The sequence below is a fragment of the Phytopseudomonas dryadis genome (assembly GCF_004327355.1).
Lineage (GTDB): Bacteria > Pseudomonadota > Gammaproteobacteria > Pseudomonadales > Pseudomonadaceae > Aquipseudomonas > Aquipseudomonas dryadis.
In genome coordinates, this window is sequence record NZ_QJUM01000024.1 from 31165 (window position 1) to 51905 (window position 20741).

Here is a 20741-nt window from a genome sequence, read left to right on the forward strand (position 1 = left end):
AGCAAGGCCGGGCCGCCTTCGACTCACGTGGCGTTGCTCCGTCAATCCAGCGACACCTGCTGCCCCGCGGTCCTGGGAGTGAGCAGCAGATACAAGGCCGGCACGACGATCAGCGCGAGTATCGAGACGGAAACCAGGCCGAAGATGATCACCAGTGTCAGTGGACGGTAGAACGCACTGCTGATGGCCAGCGGCACGAGGCCCACGATGGTGGTCACGGCAGTCGTCAGCAAGGGGCGCAGGCGTCGGGCGGAGCCGGCTGCGGCGGCCTCGGTGATGGACATGCCCTCCTTGAGGTAACCGTTCATGGTGTCGACCATGATGATGCCGTTGTTGATGGCGATACCGATCAACGACACCAGGCCGATCATCGCGAAGAACGAGAAGGTGATGTCGAACGCCCAGAAGCCCAGCGCCGAGCCGATGATCGCAAGCGGCATGGTGGCGAAAATGATGAAGGCCTGGCGGAAGCTGCTGAACACGATGACCAGCACGCCGACGATCAGCACCACGGCGATGAGCAGGGCGATCAGCGCCGAGGTGAAGGTCTCGGCGGTATCGGCGGATTCGCCCCCCACCACGGCGCGGTAGCCGTCGGGCCAGGTCGCCTGCAGGTCGGCCAGGCGAGGCCCGGCCTCGGCCATGATCTCGCCGACCGTGCGCCCCTCGTTCTTGGCCATGACGGTGAGCGCGCGCTCGCCATTGCTGTGGGAGATCGCGATTGCCGCCTCCGACTGCGCCGGCGTGAGCAACTGGTTCAGTGCGATGGAAGCCCCGTCCTCGGTGAAGGCGCGAACCCGCGACAGCTCTTCCGTGTTACGCGGCCCTCCGGCCTCGCCAGGGCGGCTGGGCCATTCGGTTCCGAGGCGGATGTCGATGTTGTCGGTGTCACTGGCCGTGACGAAGGTGCCGACGATATCGGAGCTGAAGGCGATGCGGACCTGCGATGCCAGGTCATCATGGCCGATGCCGAAGAAGTTGGCCGCTTCACGATCGGGCCGCAGTGCCAGTTGAGGCTTGAGCATGCCGATGTTGTCCCGCACGTCGACGACGCCGCCGATATCGGCGAGCAAGGCCTGAACCTCACGGGAACGCACGAGCAGTTCGTCCATGTCGGCACCGAGCAACTGGATCTCGATCGGGTCTCCGGCGCCCGGGCCGCTGGCCTCGGGCACCACCAGCAGTTGCGCGGCGGCCACGTTGTCCTGCAGGTAGACCGTCAGCTCGCGGCGCAGCTCCTCGGCCAGTACGTAGGAATCGGCCTCACGCTCGCCACGCGGCAGAAAGATCGCCGAGAAGCCGATGAAATTCTCCGCCTCGCTCGGCTGCAGGTTGGAGGCCATGGAGCCGCCCGCGAAGGGGCTCTTCAGGCCGACCAGTTTCACCACGCTCTGGAAATAGGGTTTGCTCCTGAGAATCTCGCCCACCTCGTCCGCGACCTGCTGGGAGGTGGCCAACTGAGCGGTTGGCGGCAGCTCGATGTTGATCCCCAGGCGCTCGCCATCGGACGGCGGGAACAGTTCGATGCGCGCCTGCGTGAACGCCACCATCGACACCATGAACAGCGCGATGGCGGCCAGCACCCACAGCCATGACTGCTTGCGCGTGCGCACCACCCAGCGGGCATTCCAGCTCTCCAGGCCATTCACGGCCCTGCTCGTCACCCTGTCCGACAGGCCCTGCTGCTGGGCGCTGTCGGGCTTGCGCTGCTTGCCCAGCAAGGCCCGTGACAGCGGCAGCGAGCAGAGCATGGCGACGATGAATGAAATGACCAGGCAGACCACCGCCGTGGCGGGCAGCACGCGGATGAATTCGCCCACCGTGCCGCCGATCGACATCAGTGGCGCCAGGGCCAGAATGGTCGTCAGTTGCGCGGCGAATGCCGGCATCGCATAGCGCTTCACGGTAGCCAGCACGCCCTGGCCGAAGGTCTTGCCCTGAACGTAGATTTCGTCGTGCAGGCCTTCCATGAGGATGATGAACACGTCGATGATCATCACCAGCGCGATGACCATGCCGATGACCACCAGCTCGTTGAGCGAGTAGCCCATGACCAGAATGGCCAGCAGCACGCCGGCAAAGGTGATCGGCACCGACAGCCCGGCCACCACCGCCTCACGCCAGGCGATGGTCAGCAGCAGGATGACGAACACGATGGCCATGGTCTGCAGGGCGCTGACGAACACCTCGGAGAGGGCTTCCCAGATCTGCCTGGCTTCGTCCTGGGTGACGGTGTATTCCAGGCCGACCGGCCAGGCGCCTTCCTGCTCCATCCGCGCCAGGGTACTGCGCAGCGTCTCGACCAGATTGACGGTATCGGCACCCGGCGACTTGCGCACCGAGATTTCCAGCGACGGCTCGAAGTCGCCCCCTTGCTCGACGAAGAAGGCGCGGCTGGTCTCGGTTTCCTGCATGCGGCTGACCGAGGCGATCTCATCCAGCCGCACCGCGCGCCCGGCGCCGGCACCGCCCAGGCGGGCGACGGGTAGCGCGCGCAGGTCGGCCACATCGCGGAAGCGCCCCTCCAGGCGCACCACCGCACCGATGCTGTCGCTGCGGATTTCGCCGAAGGGCTGTTCGATGTTGGCCTGTTGCACCGCGTTGCGCACCGTGGCTGGCGACAGGCCGAGGGCGAGCAGTCGCTCGGGGCGCAGCAGTATCTGCACGATCTCCTCGCGCTCACCGCCGATGTCCACCTCGTTGACGCCGGGTACCCGCTCGAGCGTGTCCCGGATGCGCCGCGCCTGCTCATTCATCGTGGCCGAGCCGGCAGCCCCGTGCAGGGTGAAGGTGAAGATGGGCCGGTCGTCCACCGAGGCCTGGCTGATCGTCGGGCGCTCGACGTCAGCGGGCAGTTCGGCCTCGGCGTCGGCGACCGCCGCGCGCAGGCGCGTCATCGCATCGAGCGGCTCGGCGGATGCCTCGAACTCCACGGAAATGATCGAGAAGGAATCGAACGAGGCACTGTCGACGCGGCGCACGCCCTGCAGCGTCGTCACTTCATCCTCGATGATGTCGGTGACCTGCTCTTCCATGGTCAGCGGGTCGGCCCCCGGCCAGGTGGTGGTGATGGTCGCCTGGGGAATGTTCAGGTCCGGCAGGGATTCCTTGACCAGTTGCGTGTAGGCCATCACGCCACCCAGCAGCAGGGTCGCGACGAGCAGAATCCCGAAGATCGGCTGCAGGAAGAAGAACCGCGCCAGCGGGTGCGCGTTGCGCACTTCCTCGCTCTCGAGCGGCGCGCTGCCAGTGGGCAATCGCTGCCCGTCGCCGGTATTCCCGGCACTCATGGCGCACGCTCGTCCGCGCCGATGACGCGGACCTGCTGCCCGTCATTCAGCGCCGCACGGCCATCAGTCACGACCAGTTCGCCCACTTCCAGCCCAGCCGTCACGGCCCGGTAATCGCCAGACTGCTGAGCCAGTTCGACGCGCCGCTCGCTGACCGTCCCCCTCTCCTCGTCCGCCACGAACACGAACGCCTGGTCATTGCGGAAACGCAAGGCTTCGAGGGGAACGACCAGTGCATCGTCGACGCTCGGCTCGGCGATCCACACGGCGACGAACTCGCCATCCTGCAACCCGGTTTCATTGCCCCGGGTATGCACGATGACTTCGAAGGTGCGCGTCTCCGGGTCGAGCGAGGGACTGATGGCATAGACCTGGCCGTCGATCCGTGCCTTGGCCCTGGCGGGGTCGACGTCCTGTCCGTCAACCGATGCGTTCTCGCCGATCACCGCCCGGGCACCGGTGGTGATCTGCCGGAAGTTGTACGAAGGCAGATCGACCCGTACTTCGAAACGGTCCGGGTCGATGACCATGGCCGGTACCGTGCGCAAGGCATTCTGCTCGGTGTCGGCCTGCAAGGTATTGGGCATGAAGTACCGGCCCTTCTCTATGTTGAGCCGCGCCAGCACGCCATCGATGGGCGACACCAGGCGCGATTCATCGACGCTGAGCTGCGCCTGGGCGAGTTCGGCGCGAGCGTTGTCGCGTACCGCCCTGGCCTGCTGCACTTGCACCCTGGCCTCATCGAGCTCCTGCCGGGAGGCCGAACGCTGCTCGATCAGGGTTTCATAGCGCTTCTGGGTGACCTCGGCGAGCCTCAGGCTCGCCTGGGCCTCGGCAAGGGAAGCCTTGGCTGCCTGCAGATCGGCCTCCACCCGCTCGGGCGCCTGATGAGCGATCAACTGGCCGGCCTTGACCGGCATCCCCACGCGCAGTCGTGCGTCGACGTGGGAGACCACCCCCTGCTGGGTGAATGTCAGGAATTCCCGCTGCCGCGAACGGGCAGTGCCCTGGCTGTATACCCAGGCCTGCAACTGGCGCCGCTCCACGGCCACGACATTGACGCTGACGGCGCCTTTGCCGCTTGCCTGCTGCCGGTCGGCTTGCGGCTCGCTGGGTTCGGATTTGTCGCCACAGGCCGCAAGGCTGATCAGGGCAAGGGCACCGAGGGTGCTACGACAGTATCGGGTCATGGCTGGGCTTATCGTCATGGTGCGGTCGGCGAAATGGGCGACGGGGTGGCGGGCTCGGCAACTGGCGATGCGTCCTCGAAGCCACCGCCCAGGGCGAGGTGAAGGGCAATGCGATTTTCCAGGCGGGCATGCCGCGCGCTGATCTGCGCACTGCGTCCGTCGAGGGCACGCTGCTGGCTTTCCAGTACGTTCAGGAACGGATCGATGCCTTGCAGATAGCGGTTGAGCGAGACCGTCACCGCCTCTTCAGCAGAGCTCGCCGCGGAATCCAGTGCGCGCTCCCGCTGCGTCAGCAGGGAATCGACGGCCAACGCGCTCTCGACTTCGGAGAGCGCGACGAGGGCCGTTTCGGCGTAGGCGCTCAACACCTCATCGCGCTGCCCTTCGGCGATGTCCACCTGGGCGACCAGGCGCCCGCCCTGGAACACCGGCTGCAGGGCCCGACCGGCAATCGACCAGATCAGGTTGCCGCCATTGAACAGTTCGGCGAACTCGCTGCCGCTGTAACCGGCGGTTCCGGTCAGCGACAGGGACGGCAGGAAGGAACGCTCTGCCGCCCCCAGTCGATAGCCCGCGCTCAACAGATTCAATTCGGCGGCGCGAACATCGGGGCGGCGAGCCAGCAGCTCGGTCGGGACGCCACTCGCCGGCGCGGCGGGAACCGGCGGCAGCGCCAGCGCGGTCTCGACATCTCCCGAGGGATATTCCCCCATGAGGATCTGTAGCTGCCGCAGGCTGCGTTGCAGCGACTCTCGGCGCTGTTCCAGCCCGGCACGCGCCGACTCCAGGTTGGCGTCCGCCAGCATGCCGTCGGCCGGCGAGGTGATGCCGATGGTGACGCGGTTATCGATCTGCCGGGCCATTTCGCCCAGCGCATCGACGGTGCGCTCGGAAAGGTCGACTTGCGCATGGGCATGCACGATCTCGAAATACAGCTGCACCGCCTGGGCCGCCACGGACTGGCGCACGCCCCGCAACTGCTCGGCGCTGGCCAGGTAGTCCGCGCGGGCCGAGGCGGTGAGCGCCGACAGACGGCCCCACAGATCCAGCTCCCAGCTCACGTCCAGGGCCAGGTCGTAGTTGTTGCCGATGACCGCCGCGTTCTCCCCCGTCGAATCCGGCAGGTTCTGGCGCTGCCGCGTGGCTCCCGCGCCGAGGCCGACTTGCGGCAACTGGTCGGCCCGGTTCATGCGCGCCTGGGCTTCGGCCATGCGCGAACGGGCCAGTGCCTGGGCCAGTCCTGGGTTCCTCTGCAATGCCGTGTTCACGAAGGCATCGAGCCGCGCATCGCCGAAGTCGCGCCACCAGAAATCCACTGGCGAATAATCCGCTCGATCGGCGGCGGCGAAGCCCGCAGGCAGGTCGAAAGGGACTTGCGCTGGCTCGGGCTGCACGCTGGCACAGGCGCCGAGCAGGACGATCGAAGCCAGCAACAGGGGGCGGGATGCGATCGGCAAAGGGCGAACGGGTCCCATCAGTTACCTCGCCGGGCGAACAGGATCAGCAGCATTTCCCTGTGCGCGCTTCGAATCTCGGCAACTTCCCGCTCGGCCAGTTCTTCGCCAAACAGCAGTTGGGTGAGCAGGGCGATCAGCACAGGCGCGGTGGCCAGGGAGAATTTCCTCGATACCGCGTTATCCGGTATCACGCCCTTGGCGACGCACTCATCGAGCTCGGCCTGCCGGCGCGTGGCATGGGGCAACAGGATGTGCTCGTGCCAGTCGCGAAGCCGCTCCGGCGACCTGGCGCTCTCGGTGATGAGCAGTCGAAAGATCGCGCGAGCCCGCGGGTCGCCTATGGCCGCGTAGGCCATGTGCAGAAAGCGGTCGACGGTCTCTTCCAGCGATGCGCCCTCGCCCCACTGCCAATGGCTCTGGTTCGAGGGAGAAAAAATCGTATTGACGAACAGTGCTTCCAGAATCGCATCCTTGCTGGAGAAGTGGGCGTAGAGCCCCGCCTTGGTCAGGCCTACACGTTGCGCGATGCGCTCGACCGTGGCGCCCTCGAAGCCCACGGTGCTGAACTCCAGCAGCGCGGCATCGAGTATTTGCTGGCGCCTTTGCTCAGCGGACAGACGCACGCGTTTGCCCCTCGCCACAGGCTTGCTTGCTGTTCCCTCTGGCGCTGAATCCTGGGTCATGTGGGGCGCGGACTACCGTTGACTGGTTTCGAAAAATGCGGGCGGAAACAACGCTAACATACAAGCGGTAGTTAGCAACGAAGCCTCTGTTACGAGGTTTTTCGCGCCCATATGCGTATGGAAGCGCTCGCTGAGCGGGGAGTGGCATGCAGGCAGGGACAGGGGACGGCGCTCCCTCCACTCCCGAGCGGTCCAGGGGTGCATCCAAAAGGAGGGGGCGCCCGATAGCCGGCCCCACCCGGGCGATCATGGGGGAAGCGTCGTCGCCCTATTTGCAGAAGGCCCGAGGGAACGGTAGCCTGAAACGCCTACCCTGCTTACCGGAGAAGGCCCCCCGGTGTTGTGGCGCGCCGCCGGCCGGCATGCGCTCCCAGCCTTACCACTCACACAAGGATCGATGGCAGGCCACGGGCAGTTCCCTCGTGTTTCGACGCCCTGCACGGCTTTCGGCTTATTGGAGGTATCCGTTGGATCCCGTTACCCGCCGCACCCGGGAGGTCATGACCCGTTACCACAAGGCCTGGATCGAACGAGACGTCGAAAGCATCCTGCAGCTCTATCACCCCGAGCTCGAATACTACGACTTCTTCAACAACCTGCGGCTCTCCTATGCCGACATGCAGGATTACGTCCGCACCGGCATGCCCAGGAATGCCGAGCAGCACATCGAGCATATCGACCGCATCCGGGTGGACGGCGACACGGCCTTCATCCAGTACTGCTCGCGCCTTTCGCTCAGGCGCAGCAGCCGCCTGGCCTCCTTCCGCGCCAGCGAGGCCATCACCGTCAAGGATGACCTGATCTGGCGTGTCCACGAATACGCCACCATGGTCCGCGACGAGCCGCTGGAAAGCCAGAGCAAGGTGCAACGCCTGGGACTGTCGAGGCAGCAGCTGAGTGTCATGCTGCTGGATCTGGAGCAGTTCTTCGCCACGCGCAAGACCTTCCTGGAAGCGGACTTCGATCTGACCCGGCTGGCCACGACCATCGGCTACACGCGCAACCAGATGTCCTACCTGCTCAATCAGGTGCTGGGCCAGAGCTTCTACCAGTACCTCAGCCAGGCGCGGATCGACTGGCTGCTCGAGCGCTTGCGGGAAAATCCGCGACTGCGTCCGGACGACCTCGCCTTCATGGCGGGTTTCAATTCGCTGTCGGTGTTCTACCGCTGTTTCCGCGAACGCACGGGCATGTCGCCCAAGGCCTACATGAAGCAGCTGGCCAGCAAAAATTCCTGACGGGCACGGAAGAAAGACGCCGGGCCGCCCGCACTCCTAACCTCCGTCATGCACGTTGATTGGGAGTCGCAAATGCCGGCCTGGAAACATGTCAGTCTGTGGATGGATCAGCTTGGCGAGACGGTCGCCGCTCGTCCCTGCCTGGATCAGGATCGCGATGTGGACGTCGCCATCATCGGCGCCGGCTTCACCGGCCTGTGGACGGCGTACTACCTCAAGCGCCAGGCGCAGCAGCTCAACATCGTCGTCCTCGAAGCCCAGACCAGCGGTTTCGGCGCCTCCGGCCGCAACGGCGGCTGGCTGATCGGCGGGATGCTCGGCGAGGCACGCCTTCTCGGCCACCTGAGCGCCGAACGACGCAGGCAGGCGTACCGGCTGTTGCAGGCCATCCCCGACGAGGTTCAGGGCGTCCTCCAGCGTGAGGGGATCGATTGCCACTACCGCAAGGCGGGCATGCTCAACTGCGCGGCGCGCTACCCGGAACAGGCGACCCGCCTGCGCCAGGAGTTGCAGGCCCTGTACGAAGAGGGCCACGACGAAAACGATTACCGCTGGCTGGATCAGCAGGAGCTGGCGGCCCAGGTGCGCATCCCCGGCGCCTATGGCGCGATCTACTCGCCGCATTGCGCGACCATCAGCCCCGCCCGCCTGGTGCGCGGCCTGGCCGATGCCGTCGAACGCCTCGGCGTGAGCATCCATGACCAGAGCCCGGTCAGCGACTGGCGCGGCCGTGAAATCCGTACCGACAAGGCGCGCATCCGCGCGCAATGGGTGGTGCCCGCCGTGGAAGGCTACGCCGCGGATTTCGCCGCCCTGAAAAGAATCCAGATCCCCGTTCAGAGCATGCTGGTGGCCACCGAGCCGCTGTCGGCGGAGCGCTGGGAGCAGATCGGCCTCGACCGGGGCCAGGCCTTGTGCGAGCACAGCCGCCAGGTCACCTACGCCCAGCGAACCCTGGACGACCGCCTGGTGTTCGGCGCCCGGGGCGGGTATCGCTTTGGCGGTCGCCTGCGCGCGGACTTCCAGCTCAGCGAGGATGAAATAGGCCTGCGCCGCATGCTCATGGAATCGCTCTTCCCCTCGCTACGCGGTGTTCACCTGACCCACGCCTGGGGCGGCAACCTGGGCATGGCCCGCCGCTTTCGCCCGCACATGCTGTGCGACAGGCAACAGGGCCTGGCCCTGGCCGGCGGTTTCGGTGGCGAGGGCGTGGGCGCCACGCACCTGGCGGGCCAGACCCTCGCCGACCTGATCCTCGAGCGCGCGACCAGCCGCGTCGAACAGCCCTGGGTGATCCGGGAGAAGCCCCTGTCGACACTGTCGACCTGGGAACCCGAACCCTGCCGCTGGCTTGCCTACAAGGGAATCATGTCGGCATTCGCCAATGAGGATCGCCTGCTGGCGGACCCGAACACCGCGCCCTGGCGCAGGACGCTGGCGAGCAGCATTGCCGCGAGCCTGGAACGGCTGATGCGCTGAACCGAATCACCCATAAGAAAGAGCCACACGACTGCCGGCGCAGAGCCGGCCCGCAACACTTGCCAACTGCCTAGAACGCCTCGTGATGCCGGTACGCACCCGCCGCCGGCCGCGGGGTGTTCAGTTCCAATATCAATAATGAAAGGAGTTGACCATGTCCACGCAGTGCACACTCAGCAAGTCCCGGTTCAACAAGACCGCAGCGGGCCTCGGCCGCATCCTGCGCCCGTTCACCTCGCTGTTGCTGGCCGGCTCGCTGGCCTTCGCCGGCACCGTCCAGGCCCAGACCTACAAGGTCGGCACGACCACCTCCGGCATGCCCTTCACCTTCCTCGACCTGGGCTCGGAAGAAATCCAGGGCTTCGTTCCGGATCTCATGCAGGCCCTGGCCGACGAGCAGGGTTTCACCTACGAGCTGGTGCCCAGCCGCTTCGACTCGCTGATCCCGGCCATCGGCACCGGCAAGGTCCAGATCATCGCCGCGCCCATGTACATCACCGAGGAAAGGGAGAAGGTCGTCGACTTCACCCAGCCCATCTACACCTATGGCGAAGGCTTGCTGCAGCAGGCCGACGATACCACCGACTACCGCAGCCTCGACGATCTGAAGGGCAAGGTCGTCGGCCTCGAAACCGGCACGACCTTCATCGAAATCCTGCGCAAACGTGGCGACATCAAGGACATCAAGACGTACGGCTCGTCGGTGGACCTGATGCGCGACGTGGCCCTCGGCCGCGCCGATGTCGGCCTGTGGGATGCGCCGATCCTCGCCTTCCAGTTGCAGAAAAACCCCAACGCCAAGCTGAAGATGGCACCCGACTACCGCGCCCAGATGGCCGGCAGCATCGGCTTCTCCGTCAAGGATGGCGATAGCGAGCTGTTGAAGAAGCTCAATGACGGCCTCGACGCGCTGAAGCAGGATGGCCGCCTCGACGCCCTGTTGAAGAAGTGGACGCTCGAGTGACATCGGGTTCTCGAACCGCTGGTTCCTTTCAAGCTGTGACGAGATCGCCTAGTCATGATGGATAACGTTCTTCAGTTCCTGCCGCTGCTGCTGGCGGCCTCGGTGGTGACGGTGAAGGTTTCGCTGCTGGCCCTGCTCGTGAGCAGCGGGTTGGGCCTCGTTCTGGCGTTGCTGAAACTCTCGCCCAAGCGGGCGCTTGCTTATCCGGCAGGCGCCATGATCAACATCATCCGGGGTCTGCCGATCCTGATCGTGCTGTTCTACATGTACTTCGTCCTGCCGGAGCTGGGTATCGACCTGACGGCTTTCGAGGCTGGCGTACTCGGCCTCGGGATCGGCTATGCGGGCTACCAGGCGGAAATCTTCCGTGCCGGCATCCAGGCCGTCGACCAGGGCCAGGTCGAGGCGGCCAAGGCCATCGGCATGAAGTCCAGCATGACCATGCGCCGGGTCGTGCTGCCGCAGGCCCTGCGCATCAGCCTGCCGCCCTACGCCAACACCTTCACGATGATCCTCAAGGATTCGTCGCTGGTCTCGACCATCACGGTGGCGGAGATGACCCATGCCGGACAGCTGATCGCCTCCGCCACCTTCCAGAATCTGACGGTTTACACCCTGACCGCCCTGCTCTACCTCGCCATGAGCCTGCCGCTGCTGTTCCTGGTCGGCTGGCTCGAACGGCACCTGCGTCGATAAGGGAGGGAGTTTCCATGATCAAGCTATCCAACGTGCGCAAGCACTACGGCAACCTCGAGGTGCTCAAGGGCATCAGCCTGGAAGTGGCCAGCGGCGAAGTGGTCTGCCTCATCGGCCCCTCGGGCTCCGGCAAGTCGACCCTGCTGCGTTGCATCAATGCCCTGGAAACCTACGACGGCGGCGACATCCTCATCGGCGACAAGCGCGTCGATGCGCGGAGCAAGGACATCCACGAGTTGCGCACCCAGGTGGGCATGGTGTTCCAGCGCTTCAACCTGTTCCCCCACCGCACGGTGCTGGAGAACGTCATCGAAGGCGCCGTGCACGTTCGCCGTGAACGCAAGCAGCACGCCATCGACTACGCCATGGCGCTGCTGGACAAAGTCGGCCTGCACAGCAAGCGGGACTGCAAGCCCCAGCAGCTTTCCGGCGGGCAGCAGCAACGGGTGGCCATCGCCCGCGCCCTGGCCATGCGGCCGGCGGCGTTGCTGTTCGACGAACCCACCTCCGCGCTCGATCCGGAACTGGTCGGCGACGTGCTGGGCGTCATGCGCGAGCTGGCCGACGAGGGCATGACCATGGTCGTGGTCACCCATGAAATGGGCTTCGCCCGCGAGGTCGCGGACAAGGTCTGCTTCCTCTACGACGGGGTCATCGCCGAGAGCGGGCCCGCGGCCCAGGTACTCGAGGCGCCACAGCATCCACGCACCCAGGACTTCCTGCGTCGCGTTCACCGGCACACGCCGCCCATCCCCCTCACTCCAGCAGAGACTTCCGCATGACCTCTATCAAACGCATCCAGCCCTATTCCGGGCTACTCAGCCATGCCTCCGTCTACAACGGCGTGGTCTACGTGACCGGCCAGGTCGCCGATGACTGCGGCCAGGATGTCCACGGCCAGACCGAGCAGATCCTGGCGCGCATCGACGCCTTGCTGGCCGAGGCCGGCTCCGACAAGAGCCATGTGCTCTTCGCCCAGGTGTGGCTCAAGCACGCCGTGCAGGACTTCGAGGAGATGAACAGGGCCTGGCGCAGCTGGGCGCCGCAGCAGTCGCTGCCCAGCCGCGCCACCGTCGAAGCCAACATGGCCGGCGAGGACATCCTCGTCGAGATCGCGGTTCAGGCGGCCGTCAAGGCCTGAGGCCTTCGCCCATCATCTGACGCCGGGTACGTACCCGGCCCTTGCGGAGCAACCATGACGAAAAGAATCCCCCACCTGATCGACGACAGCCACGTGGTGAGTACGGGGCGCAGCGCCGATGTCTACAACCCTTCCACCGGGCAGGTCATCGCCCAGGTCGGCCTGGCCGATGCCGATGTGCTGCGCCAGGCCATCGACGCGGCCAGCGCGGCCTACCCCGCCTGGCGCAACACGCCGCCGGCCAAACGCGCCCAGATCATGTTCCGCTTCAAGCAATTGCTGGAGACGCACGAAGCGGCCATCGCCCGCCTGATCAGCGAAGAACACGGCAAGACCCTGGAAGACGCCGCCGGCGAACTCAAGCGCGGCATCGAGAACGTCGAATACGCCTGCGCCGCGCCGGAACTGCTCAAGGGCGAATACAGCCGTAACGTCGGCCCCAACATCGACGCCTGGAGCGACTTCCAGCCGCTCGGCGTGGTCGCCGGCATCACCCCGTTCAACTTCCCGGCCATGGTCCCGCTGTGGATGTATCCACTGGCGATCGTCTGCGGCAACTGCTTCATCCTCAAACCGTCGGAGCGTACCCCCAGCGCCACCCTGTACATCGCCGAACTGCTCAATGAGGCCGGTCTGCCCAAGGGCGTCCTGAACGTCGTGCAGGGCGACAAGCAGGTTGTGGATGCCCTGATCGAGGCCCCGCAAGTCAAGGCGTTGAGCTTCGTCGGCTCGACGCCGATCGCCGAGTACATCTACAGCGAGGGCACCAAGCGCGGCAAACGCGTGCAGGCGCTCGGCGGCGCGAAGAACCATGCCGTGGTGCTGCCGGATGCCGACCTGGACAACACCGTCAACGCGCTGATGGGCGCCGCCTACGGCTCCTGCGGCGAACGCTGCATGGCGATCTCGGTGGTGGTGGCCGTGGGCGACCAGGTCGCCGACAGCCTGGTCGACAAGCTGCTGCCGAAAATCCGCGGGCTGAACATCGGCGCCGGCACCTCCGTCGGCCTGGACATGGGCCCGCTGGTCAGCGCGGCAGCGCGGGACAAGGTGGTGGGCTACATCGCCAGCGGCGTCGAACAGGGCGCCAGGCTGTTGCTGGATGGCCGCGACCTGAAGGTGCGGGGCAACGAGGCAGGCTTCTTCGTCGGCGGCACCCTCTTCGATCACGTCACGCCCGGGATGACCATCTACCAGGAGGAAATCTTCGGCCCGGTGCTGTGCATCGTGCGGGTCGCCAGCCTGGAGGAGGCGATGGCCCTGATCAACGCCCACGAATACGGCAACGGCACCTGCATCTTCACCCGCGATGGCGAGGCGGCCCGGCTGTTCTGCGACGAGATCGAGGTCGGCATGGTCGGCGTCAACGTACCGCTGCCGGTACCGGTGAGCTACCACAGCTTCGGCGGCTGGAAGCGCTCGCTGTTCGGCGACCTGCACGCCTACGGCCCGGACGGCGTGCGCTTCTACACCCGGCGCAAGTCGATCACCCAGCGCTGGGTCAAGCGCAAGAGCCATGAGGCGGCGCAGTTCGCCTTTCCCAGCAACGGCTGATCGCGGGACCAGGAGCACGGCGGGCCTGGCAGGCCACGCCCGTGCTCCTCGCCTCGGCCTATCTTCCGGGCATTCGGTCAGGCACCGCCCTCGAGCCGATCGGGCTGAACGACATTCACTTGCTCGACTTCACATGCCCATGCCGCACTTCCCTGGAAGGTGAATTGCCGAAGTACGCGGCGTAGCATTTGCTGAAATGGCTGGGTGAAACGAAGCCGCAGGCGACGCTCACGTCGAGGATGGGCAAGTCCGAATGCTGCAGCAGCCGGCGCCCTTCGGTGATGCGCAGTTCCAGGTAGTAGCGAACCGGTGTCGTGCCGAGCTGCTGCTGGAACAGCCTTTCGATCTGACGCCTCGATCGACCGGCGTAATGGGCAAGCTGCTCCGGGCTCAAGGGCTCCTCGATGTTTGCGCTCATCAGGCTGATGACATTGCGCAGCGGTTCGCTCATTTTCTCGTGCAAGGTCGGGCGCACTCGCCTGTAGCGGGACTCTTCGAAGGCCAGGATATCGACGATGCCATCGACCAGAGCGCGGCCATGCAGCCTGTCGATCCACTCGAGCACCATATTGAACGCGCCGGTGGGACTGGCCGCGGTGAGGCGATCCCGGTCGACCATGAAGCTTTCGGAGGTGACCTGGCTGTGCCTGGCGATCTCCGCCAACGCGGCACGGTGCTCGGGATGGATCGCGCATTTATGGCCATCGAGCAGACCCGCCTGTCCCAGGAACCATGCGCCACTCCATAGCCCGGCCAGCGCCACGCCCTTTTCGTCCGCGGCATGCAGCAGTTGCCTGAGCGCCGGAATCGGCCGCAAGGCGGTGCGCAGCCCGCCACAGATCACCAGCAGATCCAGCTCCGGGAGGTGGCGCGTACCCAGCTCGGCATCAGGGCAGATGACGATGCCGAGATCGCTGGCGACCGACTCGCCATTCAGGCTGAACGTCCGGGTTGCGAAGACACCCGCACTGATGAGATTGGCCGTGACCAGGGTATCGAGCGCCTGGGTGAAGGCCGGCAGGGAAAAATGCTCGAGCAGCAGAAAGCCGACCCGGGCCTGCCGCAGCCGCTTGTCCTTCTCGCCCACGAAACGCAGGTTCTGCCCTTGCAGGGCCTCACTGAAACGTCGCCTGTCCGACAATCTCTGCCCCTCTCGATCATTCATTCTTATTGGAGGCGGCGCCGGTGTCGTTCACCGGCGCGCGTTCAGTCCACCAGGAAACCGTGGGCCAACGGATCGCGCTCGTCCACGAAGATGGTATTGAGCCCGATCACCTGCGCCCAGCCGGCGACACTGGGCAGGATGCCCGGATAGGGACCGACCCGGGTGGCGGCTTCGACACGGCCCTGATAGATCGTACCGATCAGACTCTCGCTGCGATAGGTGTCGCCCACGGCGAGGCGCCCCTTGCCATACAGTTGCGCCAGGCGGGCGGAGGTACCGGTCCCCCCCGGCGAGCGGTCGATGGCCTTGTCGCCGTAGAAGACGACGTTGCGTCCATCCGCCTGTTCGCTGCTGCCGGCGTCGCACCAGATGGCGTGGTGCACGCCATTGATCCGTGGATCGTCCGGATGCACCGGGGCGCAAATGTCGGCGAGCGCCGTACGCAGGCTGCGGCTATGGGCGACGATCTCCGCGGAAGACATGCCCTGCAGTCCCGGCCAGTTTTCCTGGGGCTCGACCACGGCGTAGTAATTGCCGCCGTAGGCGATATCGACGACGAGCCGGCCCAGGCCGGGAACCTCGACGCTGACATCGGCCGCGTGCAGGTAGCTCGGCACGTTGAACAGGCTGACCGACTCGACCTTGTCGCCGGCCATGCGGTACTCGACATCCACCTTGCCGGCTGGCGTCTCGATGGACAGCTTGCCCGGCACCTTCGGCTTGACAAGCCCGTGTTCGATCACCACGGTGCTCAAGCCGATGGTACCTGCCCCGCACATCGGCAGGCAGCCACTCACTTCGATGAACAGCACGGCGAAATCGCAATCGCTGCGTATCGAGGGATAGATCATCGCCCCGGACATCACCTCATGGCCGCGGGGTTCGAACATCAGGGCCTTGCGAATCCAGTCATGCTCACGCACGAACAGCTCGCGCCGATCGGCCATGCTCACATGGGGCATCAGCGGTGCGCCGCCCGCGACGACCCGCACCGGGTTGCCACAGGCATGGGCGTCGATGCAGAAGAATGTGCTTCGCACGCGTCGTTCTCCCCCTCTAGCTCGCTTTAGGGACGGAGTGCCGCTGCAGCGCCCCGCGTGACAGACGATCCAGCAGCAGGGCGACCGCCACGATGGCCAGCCCGGCCCGCAGGCCGAGGCCCATTTCCATGCGCGTCAGGCCACGGGTCACTTCGGCGCCGAGCCCGCCGGCGCCGACCAGCCCGGCCAGCACCACCATGGCCAGGGACAGCAGGATGCACTGGTTGAGCCCGACCAATAAGGTCGGCGTCGCCGCGGGGATCTCGATCTTGAACAAAATGGCCCGTGGGGAGGCGCCCGTCGCTTGCCCCAGCTCGAGCAGGTCCTTTGGCAGCTGGTTGAAGGCCAGCGTGGTGAGCCGCATCATCGGTGGAATGCCATAGATGACGGTGGCGATGATCGCCGGTACTTTGCCCAGGCTGAAAATCATCACCGCCGGGATCAGGTAGACCCAGGGCGGCACCGTCTGCATGACGTTCAGCAGCGGGTTCACGGCCGCCTCGAAGCGTTTCACCCGCGACGCCAGGACGCCCAGCGGGAAGGCGATGGCTACCGATATCAGCACCGATACCGAGACCAGGGCGATCGTCTGCATCGACGCCGTCCACAGCCCGGAGAGCAGGCAGAAGCCCAGCATGAGGGCCGACAGCAGCGCTGCGCGGATACCGATGAGCAGGTACGCCAGCACCGCGACCAGCGCGATCAGCGCGTAGGCGGGTATGGCCAGCAGGGCGAACTCGGCGCCACCGAGGACCGTCTCGATCACCCGGCTGATCGCCGCGAACAAGGGATGAAAATTCGCGTTCAGCCAGTCGATCAGCGGCGCGAGGTGCTGACCCGGCGAGAATGTCAGCTCAGCGAGATTCATGGCCCACCTCCTTTGCCGCCCGTGTGGCGCTCTGTGCCATGCGATCGAGGATCAGGGTCAGGATGACGATGGCGATGGAAGCATTGATCGACTGCGCGATATCCAGGGTGCGAATGGCGCCGTAGATGGCCTCCCCCAGCCCGCCGGAGCCGACGATGCCGGCGATCACCACCATGCCGAAGGCCATCATCAGGCTCTGGTTCACCCCGGCCATGATGCTGGGCAGGGCGAACGGCAGGCGGATCTTGAAGAACAGCTGCCAGCCACTGGTGCCGCTCGCCTCGCCCAGTTCGATGAACTGATTGGGGGTCATGCGGATGCCCAGGGAGGTCAGCCTGAGCACCGGCGGGACGGCGACGATGAAGGTGGCCACCAGCGCGGTCGCCGAGCCATAGCCCAGCAGCGCGATGGCGGGCAGGAGGTAAATATAGGGCGGCAGGGTCTGCACCAGGTCGAGTACCGGCTCGGTCACCCTGTCCAGCGCGGGCAGCAGGCCGGCCGCCACCCCCACCGGGATACCGACCAGCAATGCCAGGCTGGTCGCCGCCAGCACCAGCGCCAGTGTGCTCATGGTCGCGGGCCAGAGTCCCATGACCGCGCAGAAGGCCAGGGCCAGGGCCGAGGCGATGCCGAACCTGGGGCTCGACGACAGTCGCCAGGCCAGCGCCCCGACCACCAGCGCCACCCCATAGAAGGGCGCCACCTGCAAGACCCACAGCACGGCCTCGTAGAAACCCGTGAGCACCTGGTTGAGCACGTCGAAGACGTTGGCGCCGTGATCCGTCAGCCACTCCAGCCCGGCGTCGACCGTTTCGTCGAACGAGGAAGCGAAGTCTGCAATGCTCATAGCGAGGGCTCCAGCGACGTCCGCAGCGGTGCTTGCGCAGGCTCGTTCGGCGCGCCCTGCACGCCGCGCAGCAGGTCGCGCGCGGTGATCACACCCAGCGGCCGGCCCTCCTCCACGACGGCCAGGGCCTCACCACCGGACTGGATCAGCAGGTTGATCAGTTCGTCCAGATCCGCGCCGGGCGTCGTGCTGGAGAGCGTGCCGAGGTCGACCTCGGGATGGGCTTGCCGGTAGATCGCGTGGGGCGTCATCACCGAGTGCGCCTTGACCAGATGCAGGCGCGAGATGCCGGCCACGAAATCGGCCACGTAGTCGTCGGCCGGATTCAGCACGATGTCTTCGGCCGTCCCCTCTTGGATGATCATGCCGTCCTTCATGATCGCGATGCGATCGCCGATGCGGATCGCCTCTTCCAGGTCATGGGTGATGAACACCGCAGACTTGCCGAGGGATTTGCTGAGCTGGCGGAACTCGTCCTGCAGTTGCCGGCGGATGAGCGGGTCGAGCGCGCTGAACGGCTCATCCATCAGGATTATTTCCGGGTCGGAGGTAATGGCGCGCGCCAGACCGACCCGTTGTTGCATACCGCCCGACAGCTCGGCGGGATAGCGAGCGGCCCAGTCGCTCAGGCCGACCTTGGCCAGCGCCTGCTCGGCGACCTTGTGCCGTTCGGCCCTGGCGACGCCTTGCACCTCGAGCCCGAAAGCGGCGTTCTCCAGAACGGTACGGTGCGGCAGCAACGCCACACTCTGGAACACCATGCCGATATGTTGCGCGCGTACCTTGCGCAACTCCACTGCACTGAGGCTTGCCAGGTCCTTGCCTTTCACCAGGACCTGACCGGAACTGGGCGTGATCAGTTTGTTGAGCAAACGAATCAGCGTGGACTTGCCGCTGCCTGAAAGACCCATGATGCAAAAGATTTCGCCGCGGCGAACCTCAAGACTGACATCCGACACACCGACGACACAGCCGTAATCCTGCAGTATCTGTTTCTTGGTCAAGCCCCGCTCGACATAAGCCTTCATCGCCGCGGCGGCATTCTGGCCAAAGACTTTCCAGACGGACTGGCAACTTACAAGCACTTCGTCAGTGCCATTACTCAAGGTATTCATTTCGCACCCGTCGAACCAGAGGATTCTGGTCTAGTTGTTGACATCAAGTTCGGCAGCGGCAGTTAAAGCGTACGTCAGTATTTTTTTATGGTGTTCCAGCGTTTCAGCAGTTCGGCGTTCTTGTCGGACCAGTCAGCGATGGCCTGATCCATGGTCTTGCCATCTTTCACTTCGCCATTGATGGCGGTGATGTCCGCCAGCGGTACATAGACACCGGCAATCACTTCACGCGCCTGCGGGTTCTTCTCGGAGAATCCCTTCTGGGCGATCCAGTAGTAGCCCTGTGGCGGCGGGAAAATGCCTTTGGGGTCCTCGAGGAATTTCACATCGAACTTCTGCGTCATCCAGGACGGTTCCCAGATGGTCACGGCGACCCAGTCCTTGCGATCGACGGCGGATTTGAGCGCCGCGGTCATGGCGGCCGTGCTGCCCTCGAGCAGGTTGAGCTTGAGGCCATATGCCGACACCGCGTTCGCCGCATCGCTCATCAGGCCTGATCCGGGCTCGATACCGACGATCCTGTTGCCGAACTTCCCGGCGTTGTCGTTTAGCTGGTCGAGGGAGTCGATGGTGACGTAGCGGGGTACCGCGATGCCCTGGTAAAGGCCGTGGGAGACCGGAGAAATCTTCTCCAGGCGATTCTTGTTACGGTTCCAGTAATCGTGCGCGGCGTAATCGATTTGCGAGGTGAGGATCTGGATATCGCCCTTGCTCAAGGCCGCATAAGCGATGCCCCATTCCGAGAACGACGTGACCTCCACCGTGTAACCGGCGTTTTCCAGTGTCTTTTTGGTAATGCCGGTAATGGGCGTGAGATCCTCCCAGGAGAGCGTTCCCATCTTGATGACTTTTTCTTGCGCCTGTACCTGAAAAACGGTCACGCCCAGTAGCGCAAGCGCGCAGAGTGCCTTCCGCAAATAGTTCATGGCTTACCCCTCGTTGTCAGTTGATAAGGTCTGTTGTAAGTGCCGCTTCATGACGCCGGGACCGTGTTCGGCCGTTCCCCACGCATTCTTTTGGCCAGGCTCGTGCTTGCAACCGCCGCCTTCGGAATTTCGCTTTGCGCCTATTTTTTCTTGTGTGACCGGGCCTCGGCGTGGCCCGGGAGACGCAGCGCTCCATCAGGCCCCAGTGCGGTCGACCCACTTATCGGCCTTCAACCCCTGCGGGGCGATGAACATTTCCATGTTGCCCCGTGAAAGCTCCCAGTGCTCGAAGACCAGATCCACGACCGCAGCCTCGTCATGCCTGGCGAAGGCGTCTATGAAGGCATCGTGGTGCTCCATCGAGAGCAGCAGGTGTTGCTCCATCTCCTGATCCCTGGGCCTGAAGAAGGTATGCCCGATCCGCGCATGGTCGATCAGCAGCCGCCCGAGGCTGGGCGCCAGGTACTGGTTGCCGGACATCTCGCCCATGATTTCGTGGAATCGGTTGTTCTCCACCACCATGGCCAGCGCGTCCCCGGAGAGAGTGGCCCGGCGAAACCGCTCCTGGGTGTCCTTCAGATCGCTCAACTGAGCGGGCCTGAAGTTATGCACGGCGAGCCGGCCGATGGCGGCATAGACCATGGGCGCGACGAGGAAGAAATTCCTCAGGGTCGAATGGTTCATGGGAGCGACTCGCGCCCCGCGGTTCTCTTGAATGTCCAGGTAGCCTTCGCCTGCCAAACGGCGGAAGACCTCTCTGACCGGCGTACGGGAAAGCCCGTAGCGTTCGCCGAGAGCGGCCTCGTCCAGGGTCTGGTCGGGGTCGAGCTCCATCGTCAGGATCTGCCGCTTGATGTCGTCGTACAGGCTGTTCTTGCCGCTTCTCATGGAGGCCCTCCACGGACTCGCCAACCGCTGGAAAGTGGCTGTTGAGTCGAGACTCGCACGGGCTTCCGAAACGGTCAATACGATTTGAATTCTTTATGTATACAGAAAGAATTCAAATTAAATACTTTCAAGCCATTGATTTATATCGATATTCAATGAATTACAGCCCAGGGCAGACAGCCAGTTTTGTCGCGCACAGA

The 20741-nt window shown here is 64.9% G+C and carries 18 protein-coding genes; 7 read left to right on the forward strand and 11 right to left on the reverse strand.

Annotated elements, in window-relative coordinates; genetic code table 11:
• Positions 1 to 41: 41 nt before the first annotated feature.
• Genes DNK34_RS18865 through DNK34_RS18880 form a run of 4 tightly spaced genes read right to left on the reverse strand, consistent with a single transcriptional unit; the run spans position 42 to position 6620 of the window.
• Complete coding sequence (locus tag DNK34_RS18865; protein WP_131177393.1) at positions 42 to 3290, reverse strand: efflux RND transporter permease subunit; 3249 nt, start codon at positions 3288 to 3290, stop codon at positions 42 to 44.
• Entirely contained in the window at positions 3287 to 4480 is a 1194-nt protein-coding gene (locus tag DNK34_RS18870; RefSeq protein WP_165497343.1) for an efflux RND transporter periplasmic adaptor subunit, read from the reverse strand. The genes DNK34_RS18865 and DNK34_RS18870 overlap by 4 nt, the downstream gene beginning before the upstream one ends.
• Positions 4481 to 4494: 14 nt before the next feature.
• Entirely contained in the window at positions 4495 to 5955 is a 1461-nt protein-coding gene (locus DNK34_RS18875) for an efflux transporter outer membrane subunit (protein ID WP_131177395.1), read from the reverse strand.
• Complete coding sequence (locus tag DNK34_RS18880; RefSeq protein ID WP_131177396.1) at positions 5955 to 6620, reverse strand: TetR/AcrR family transcriptional regulator; 666 nt, start codon at positions 6618 to 6620, stop codon at positions 5955 to 5957. The genes DNK34_RS18875 and DNK34_RS18880 overlap by 1 nt, the downstream gene beginning before the upstream one ends.
• Positions 6621 to 7087: 467 nt before the next feature.
• Between DNK34_RS18880 and DNK34_RS18885 the strand changes: the two genes are divergently transcribed.
• From DNK34_RS18885 to DNK34_RS18915, 7 genes are all read left to right on the forward strand, one after another.
• The gene (locus DNK34_RS18885; RefSeq protein WP_317621891.1) at positions 7088 to 7858 is read left to right on the forward strand and encodes an AraC family transcriptional regulator; all 771 of its coding nucleotides are present in this window, start codon (positions 7088 to 7090) and stop codon (positions 7856 to 7858) included.
• Positions 7859 to 7930: 72 nt separating this feature from the next.
• Positions 7931 to 9337: an NAD(P)/FAD-dependent oxidoreductase gene (locus DNK34_RS18890; protein ID WP_131177398.1), complete on the forward strand. Its 1407-nt coding sequence runs from the start codon at positions 7931 to 7933 to the stop codon at positions 9335 to 9337.
• 154 nt (positions 9338 to 9491) lie between these two features.
• Positions 9492 to 10301, forward strand: coding sequence for a substrate-binding periplasmic protein (locus DNK34_RS18895; RefSeq protein ID WP_131177399.1), 810 nt, complete (start codon positions 9492 to 9494; stop codon positions 10299 to 10301).
• Between the two features lie 57 nt (positions 10302 to 10358).
• Positions 10359 to 10997: an amino acid ABC transporter permease gene (locus DNK34_RS18900; protein ID WP_131177400.1), complete on the forward strand. Its 639-nt coding sequence runs from the start codon at positions 10359 to 10361 to the stop codon at positions 10995 to 10997.
• A 14-nt stretch (positions 10998 to 11011) separates the two neighbouring features.
• Entirely contained in the window at positions 11012 to 11779 is a 768-nt protein-coding gene (locus DNK34_RS18905) for an amino acid ABC transporter ATP-binding protein (RefSeq protein WP_131177401.1), read from the forward strand.
• Positions 11776 to 12138, forward strand: coding sequence for a RidA family protein (locus DNK34_RS18910; protein ID WP_131177402.1), 363 nt, complete (start codon positions 11776 to 11778; stop codon positions 12136 to 12138). Before DNK34_RS18905 ends, DNK34_RS18910 begins: the two co-directional genes overlap by 4 nt.
• A gap of 54 nt (positions 12139 to 12192) precedes the next feature.
• Positions 12193 to 13692 (forward strand): CoA-acylating methylmalonate-semialdehyde dehydrogenase, encoded by a 1500-nt coding sequence (locus DNK34_RS18915; RefSeq protein ID WP_131177403.1) that lies wholly within the window; start codon positions 12193 to 12195, stop codon positions 13690 to 13692.
• 115 nt (positions 13693 to 13807) lie between these two features.
• Here the strand turns inward: DNK34_RS18915 and DNK34_RS18920 are convergent, their stop codons facing one another.
• The 7 genes from DNK34_RS18920 to DNK34_RS18950 all read right to left on the reverse strand — a co-directional run bounded on the left by DNK34_RS18920 (position 13808) and on the right by DNK34_RS18950 (position 20541).
• On the reverse strand, positions 13808 to 14857 hold the full coding sequence (locus tag DNK34_RS18920) for a GlxA family transcriptional regulator (protein ID WP_131177404.1): 1050 nt from the start codon (positions 14855 to 14857) through the stop codon (positions 13808 to 13810).
• A gap of 41 nt (positions 14858 to 14898) precedes the next feature.
• On the reverse strand, positions 14899 to 15897 hold the full coding sequence (locus tag DNK34_RS18925; RefSeq protein WP_131177405.1) for a 4-hydroxyproline epimerase: 999 nt from the start codon (positions 15895 to 15897) through the stop codon (positions 14899 to 14901).
• 16 nt (positions 15898 to 15913) lie between these two features.
• Positions 15914 to 16765, reverse strand: coding sequence for an ABC transporter permease (locus DNK34_RS18930; protein WP_131177406.1), 852 nt, complete (start codon positions 16763 to 16765; stop codon positions 15914 to 15916).
• Positions 16752 to 17612: an ABC transporter permease gene (locus tag DNK34_RS18935; protein ID WP_131177407.1), complete on the reverse strand. Its 861-nt coding sequence runs from the start codon at positions 17610 to 17612 to the stop codon at positions 16752 to 16754. The genes DNK34_RS18930 and DNK34_RS18935 overlap by 14 nt, the downstream gene beginning before the upstream one ends.
• On the reverse strand, positions 17609 to 18727 hold the full coding sequence (locus DNK34_RS18940; RefSeq protein ID WP_131177408.1) for a quaternary amine ABC transporter ATP-binding protein: 1119 nt from the start codon (positions 18725 to 18727) through the stop codon (positions 17609 to 17611). The genes DNK34_RS18935 and DNK34_RS18940 overlap by 4 nt, the downstream gene beginning before the upstream one ends.
• A 74-nt stretch (positions 18728 to 18801) precedes the next feature.
• Positions 18802 to 19653 carry a glycine betaine ABC transporter substrate-binding protein gene (locus DNK34_RS18945; protein ID WP_131177409.1) on the reverse strand — a complete coding sequence of 284 codons (852 nt, stop codon included), beginning with the start codon at positions 19651 to 19653 and terminating at the stop codon, positions 18802 to 18804.
• Between the two features lie 195 nt (positions 19654 to 19848).
• On the reverse strand, positions 19849 to 20541 hold the full coding sequence (locus DNK34_RS18950; RefSeq protein ID WP_131177410.1) for a GntR family transcriptional regulator: 693 nt from the start codon (positions 20539 to 20541) through the stop codon (positions 19849 to 19851).
• Positions 20542 to 20741 lie beyond the last annotated feature (200 nt).

Excerpts from the sequence above, each read along its gene's own strand:
- DNK34_RS18865 (WP_131177393.1), bottom strand. The coding sequence starts at position 3,290 with ATGAGTGCCGGGAATACCGGCGACGGGCAGCGATTGCCCACTGGCAGC.
- DNK34_RS18870 (WP_165497343.1), bottom strand. The coding sequence starts at position 4,480 with ATGACCCGATACTGTCGTAGCACCCTCGGTGCCCTTGCCCTGATCAGC.
- DNK34_RS18875 (WP_131177395.1), bottom strand. The coding sequence starts at position 5,955 with ATGGGACCCGTTCGCCCTTTGCCGATCGCATCCCGCCCCCTGTTGCTG.
- DNK34_RS18880 (WP_131177396.1), bottom strand. The coding sequence starts at position 6,620 with ATGACCCAGGATTCAGCGCCAGAGGGAACAGCAAGCAAGCCTGTGGCG.
- DNK34_RS18890 (WP_131177398.1), top strand. The coding sequence starts at position 7,931 with ATGCCGGCCTGGAAACATGTCAGTCTGTGGATGGATCAGCTTGGCGAG.
- DNK34_RS18895 (WP_131177399.1), top strand. The coding sequence starts at position 9,492 with ATGTCCACGCAGTGCACACTCAGCAAGTCCCGGTTCAACAAGACCGCA.
- DNK34_RS18900 (WP_131177400.1), top strand. The coding sequence starts at position 10,359 with ATGGATAACGTTCTTCAGTTCCTGCCGCTGCTGCTGGCGGCCTCGGTG.
- DNK34_RS18905 (WP_131177401.1), top strand. The coding sequence starts at position 11,012 with ATGATCAAGCTATCCAACGTGCGCAAGCACTACGGCAACCTCGAGGTG.
- DNK34_RS18910 (WP_131177402.1), top strand. The coding sequence starts at position 11,776 with ATGACCTCTATCAAACGCATCCAGCCCTATTCCGGGCTACTCAGCCAT.
- DNK34_RS18915 (WP_131177403.1), top strand. The coding sequence starts at position 12,193 with ATGACGAAAAGAATCCCCCACCTGATCGACGACAGCCACGTGGTGAGT.
- DNK34_RS18920 (WP_131177404.1), bottom strand. The coding sequence starts at position 14,857 with ATGAATGATCGAGAGGGGCAGAGATTGTCGGACAGGCGACGTTTCAGT.
- DNK34_RS18930 (WP_131177406.1), bottom strand. The coding sequence starts at position 16,765 with ATGAATCTCGCTGAGCTGACATTCTCGCCGGGTCAGCACCTCGCGCCG.
- DNK34_RS18935 (WP_131177407.1), bottom strand. The coding sequence starts at position 17,612 with ATGAGCATTGCAGACTTCGCTTCCTCGTTCGACGAAACGGTCGACGCC.
- DNK34_RS18940 (WP_131177408.1), bottom strand. The coding sequence starts at position 18,727 with ATGAATACCTTGAGTAATGGCACTGACGAAGTGCTTGTAAGTTGCCAG.
- DNK34_RS18945 (WP_131177409.1), bottom strand. The coding sequence starts at position 19,653 with ATGAACTATTTGCGGAAGGCACTCTGCGCGCTTGCGCTACTGGGCGTG.
- DNK34_RS18950 (WP_131177410.1), bottom strand. The coding sequence starts at position 20,541 with ATGAGAAGCGGCAAGAACAGCCTGTACGACGACATCAAGCGGCAGATC.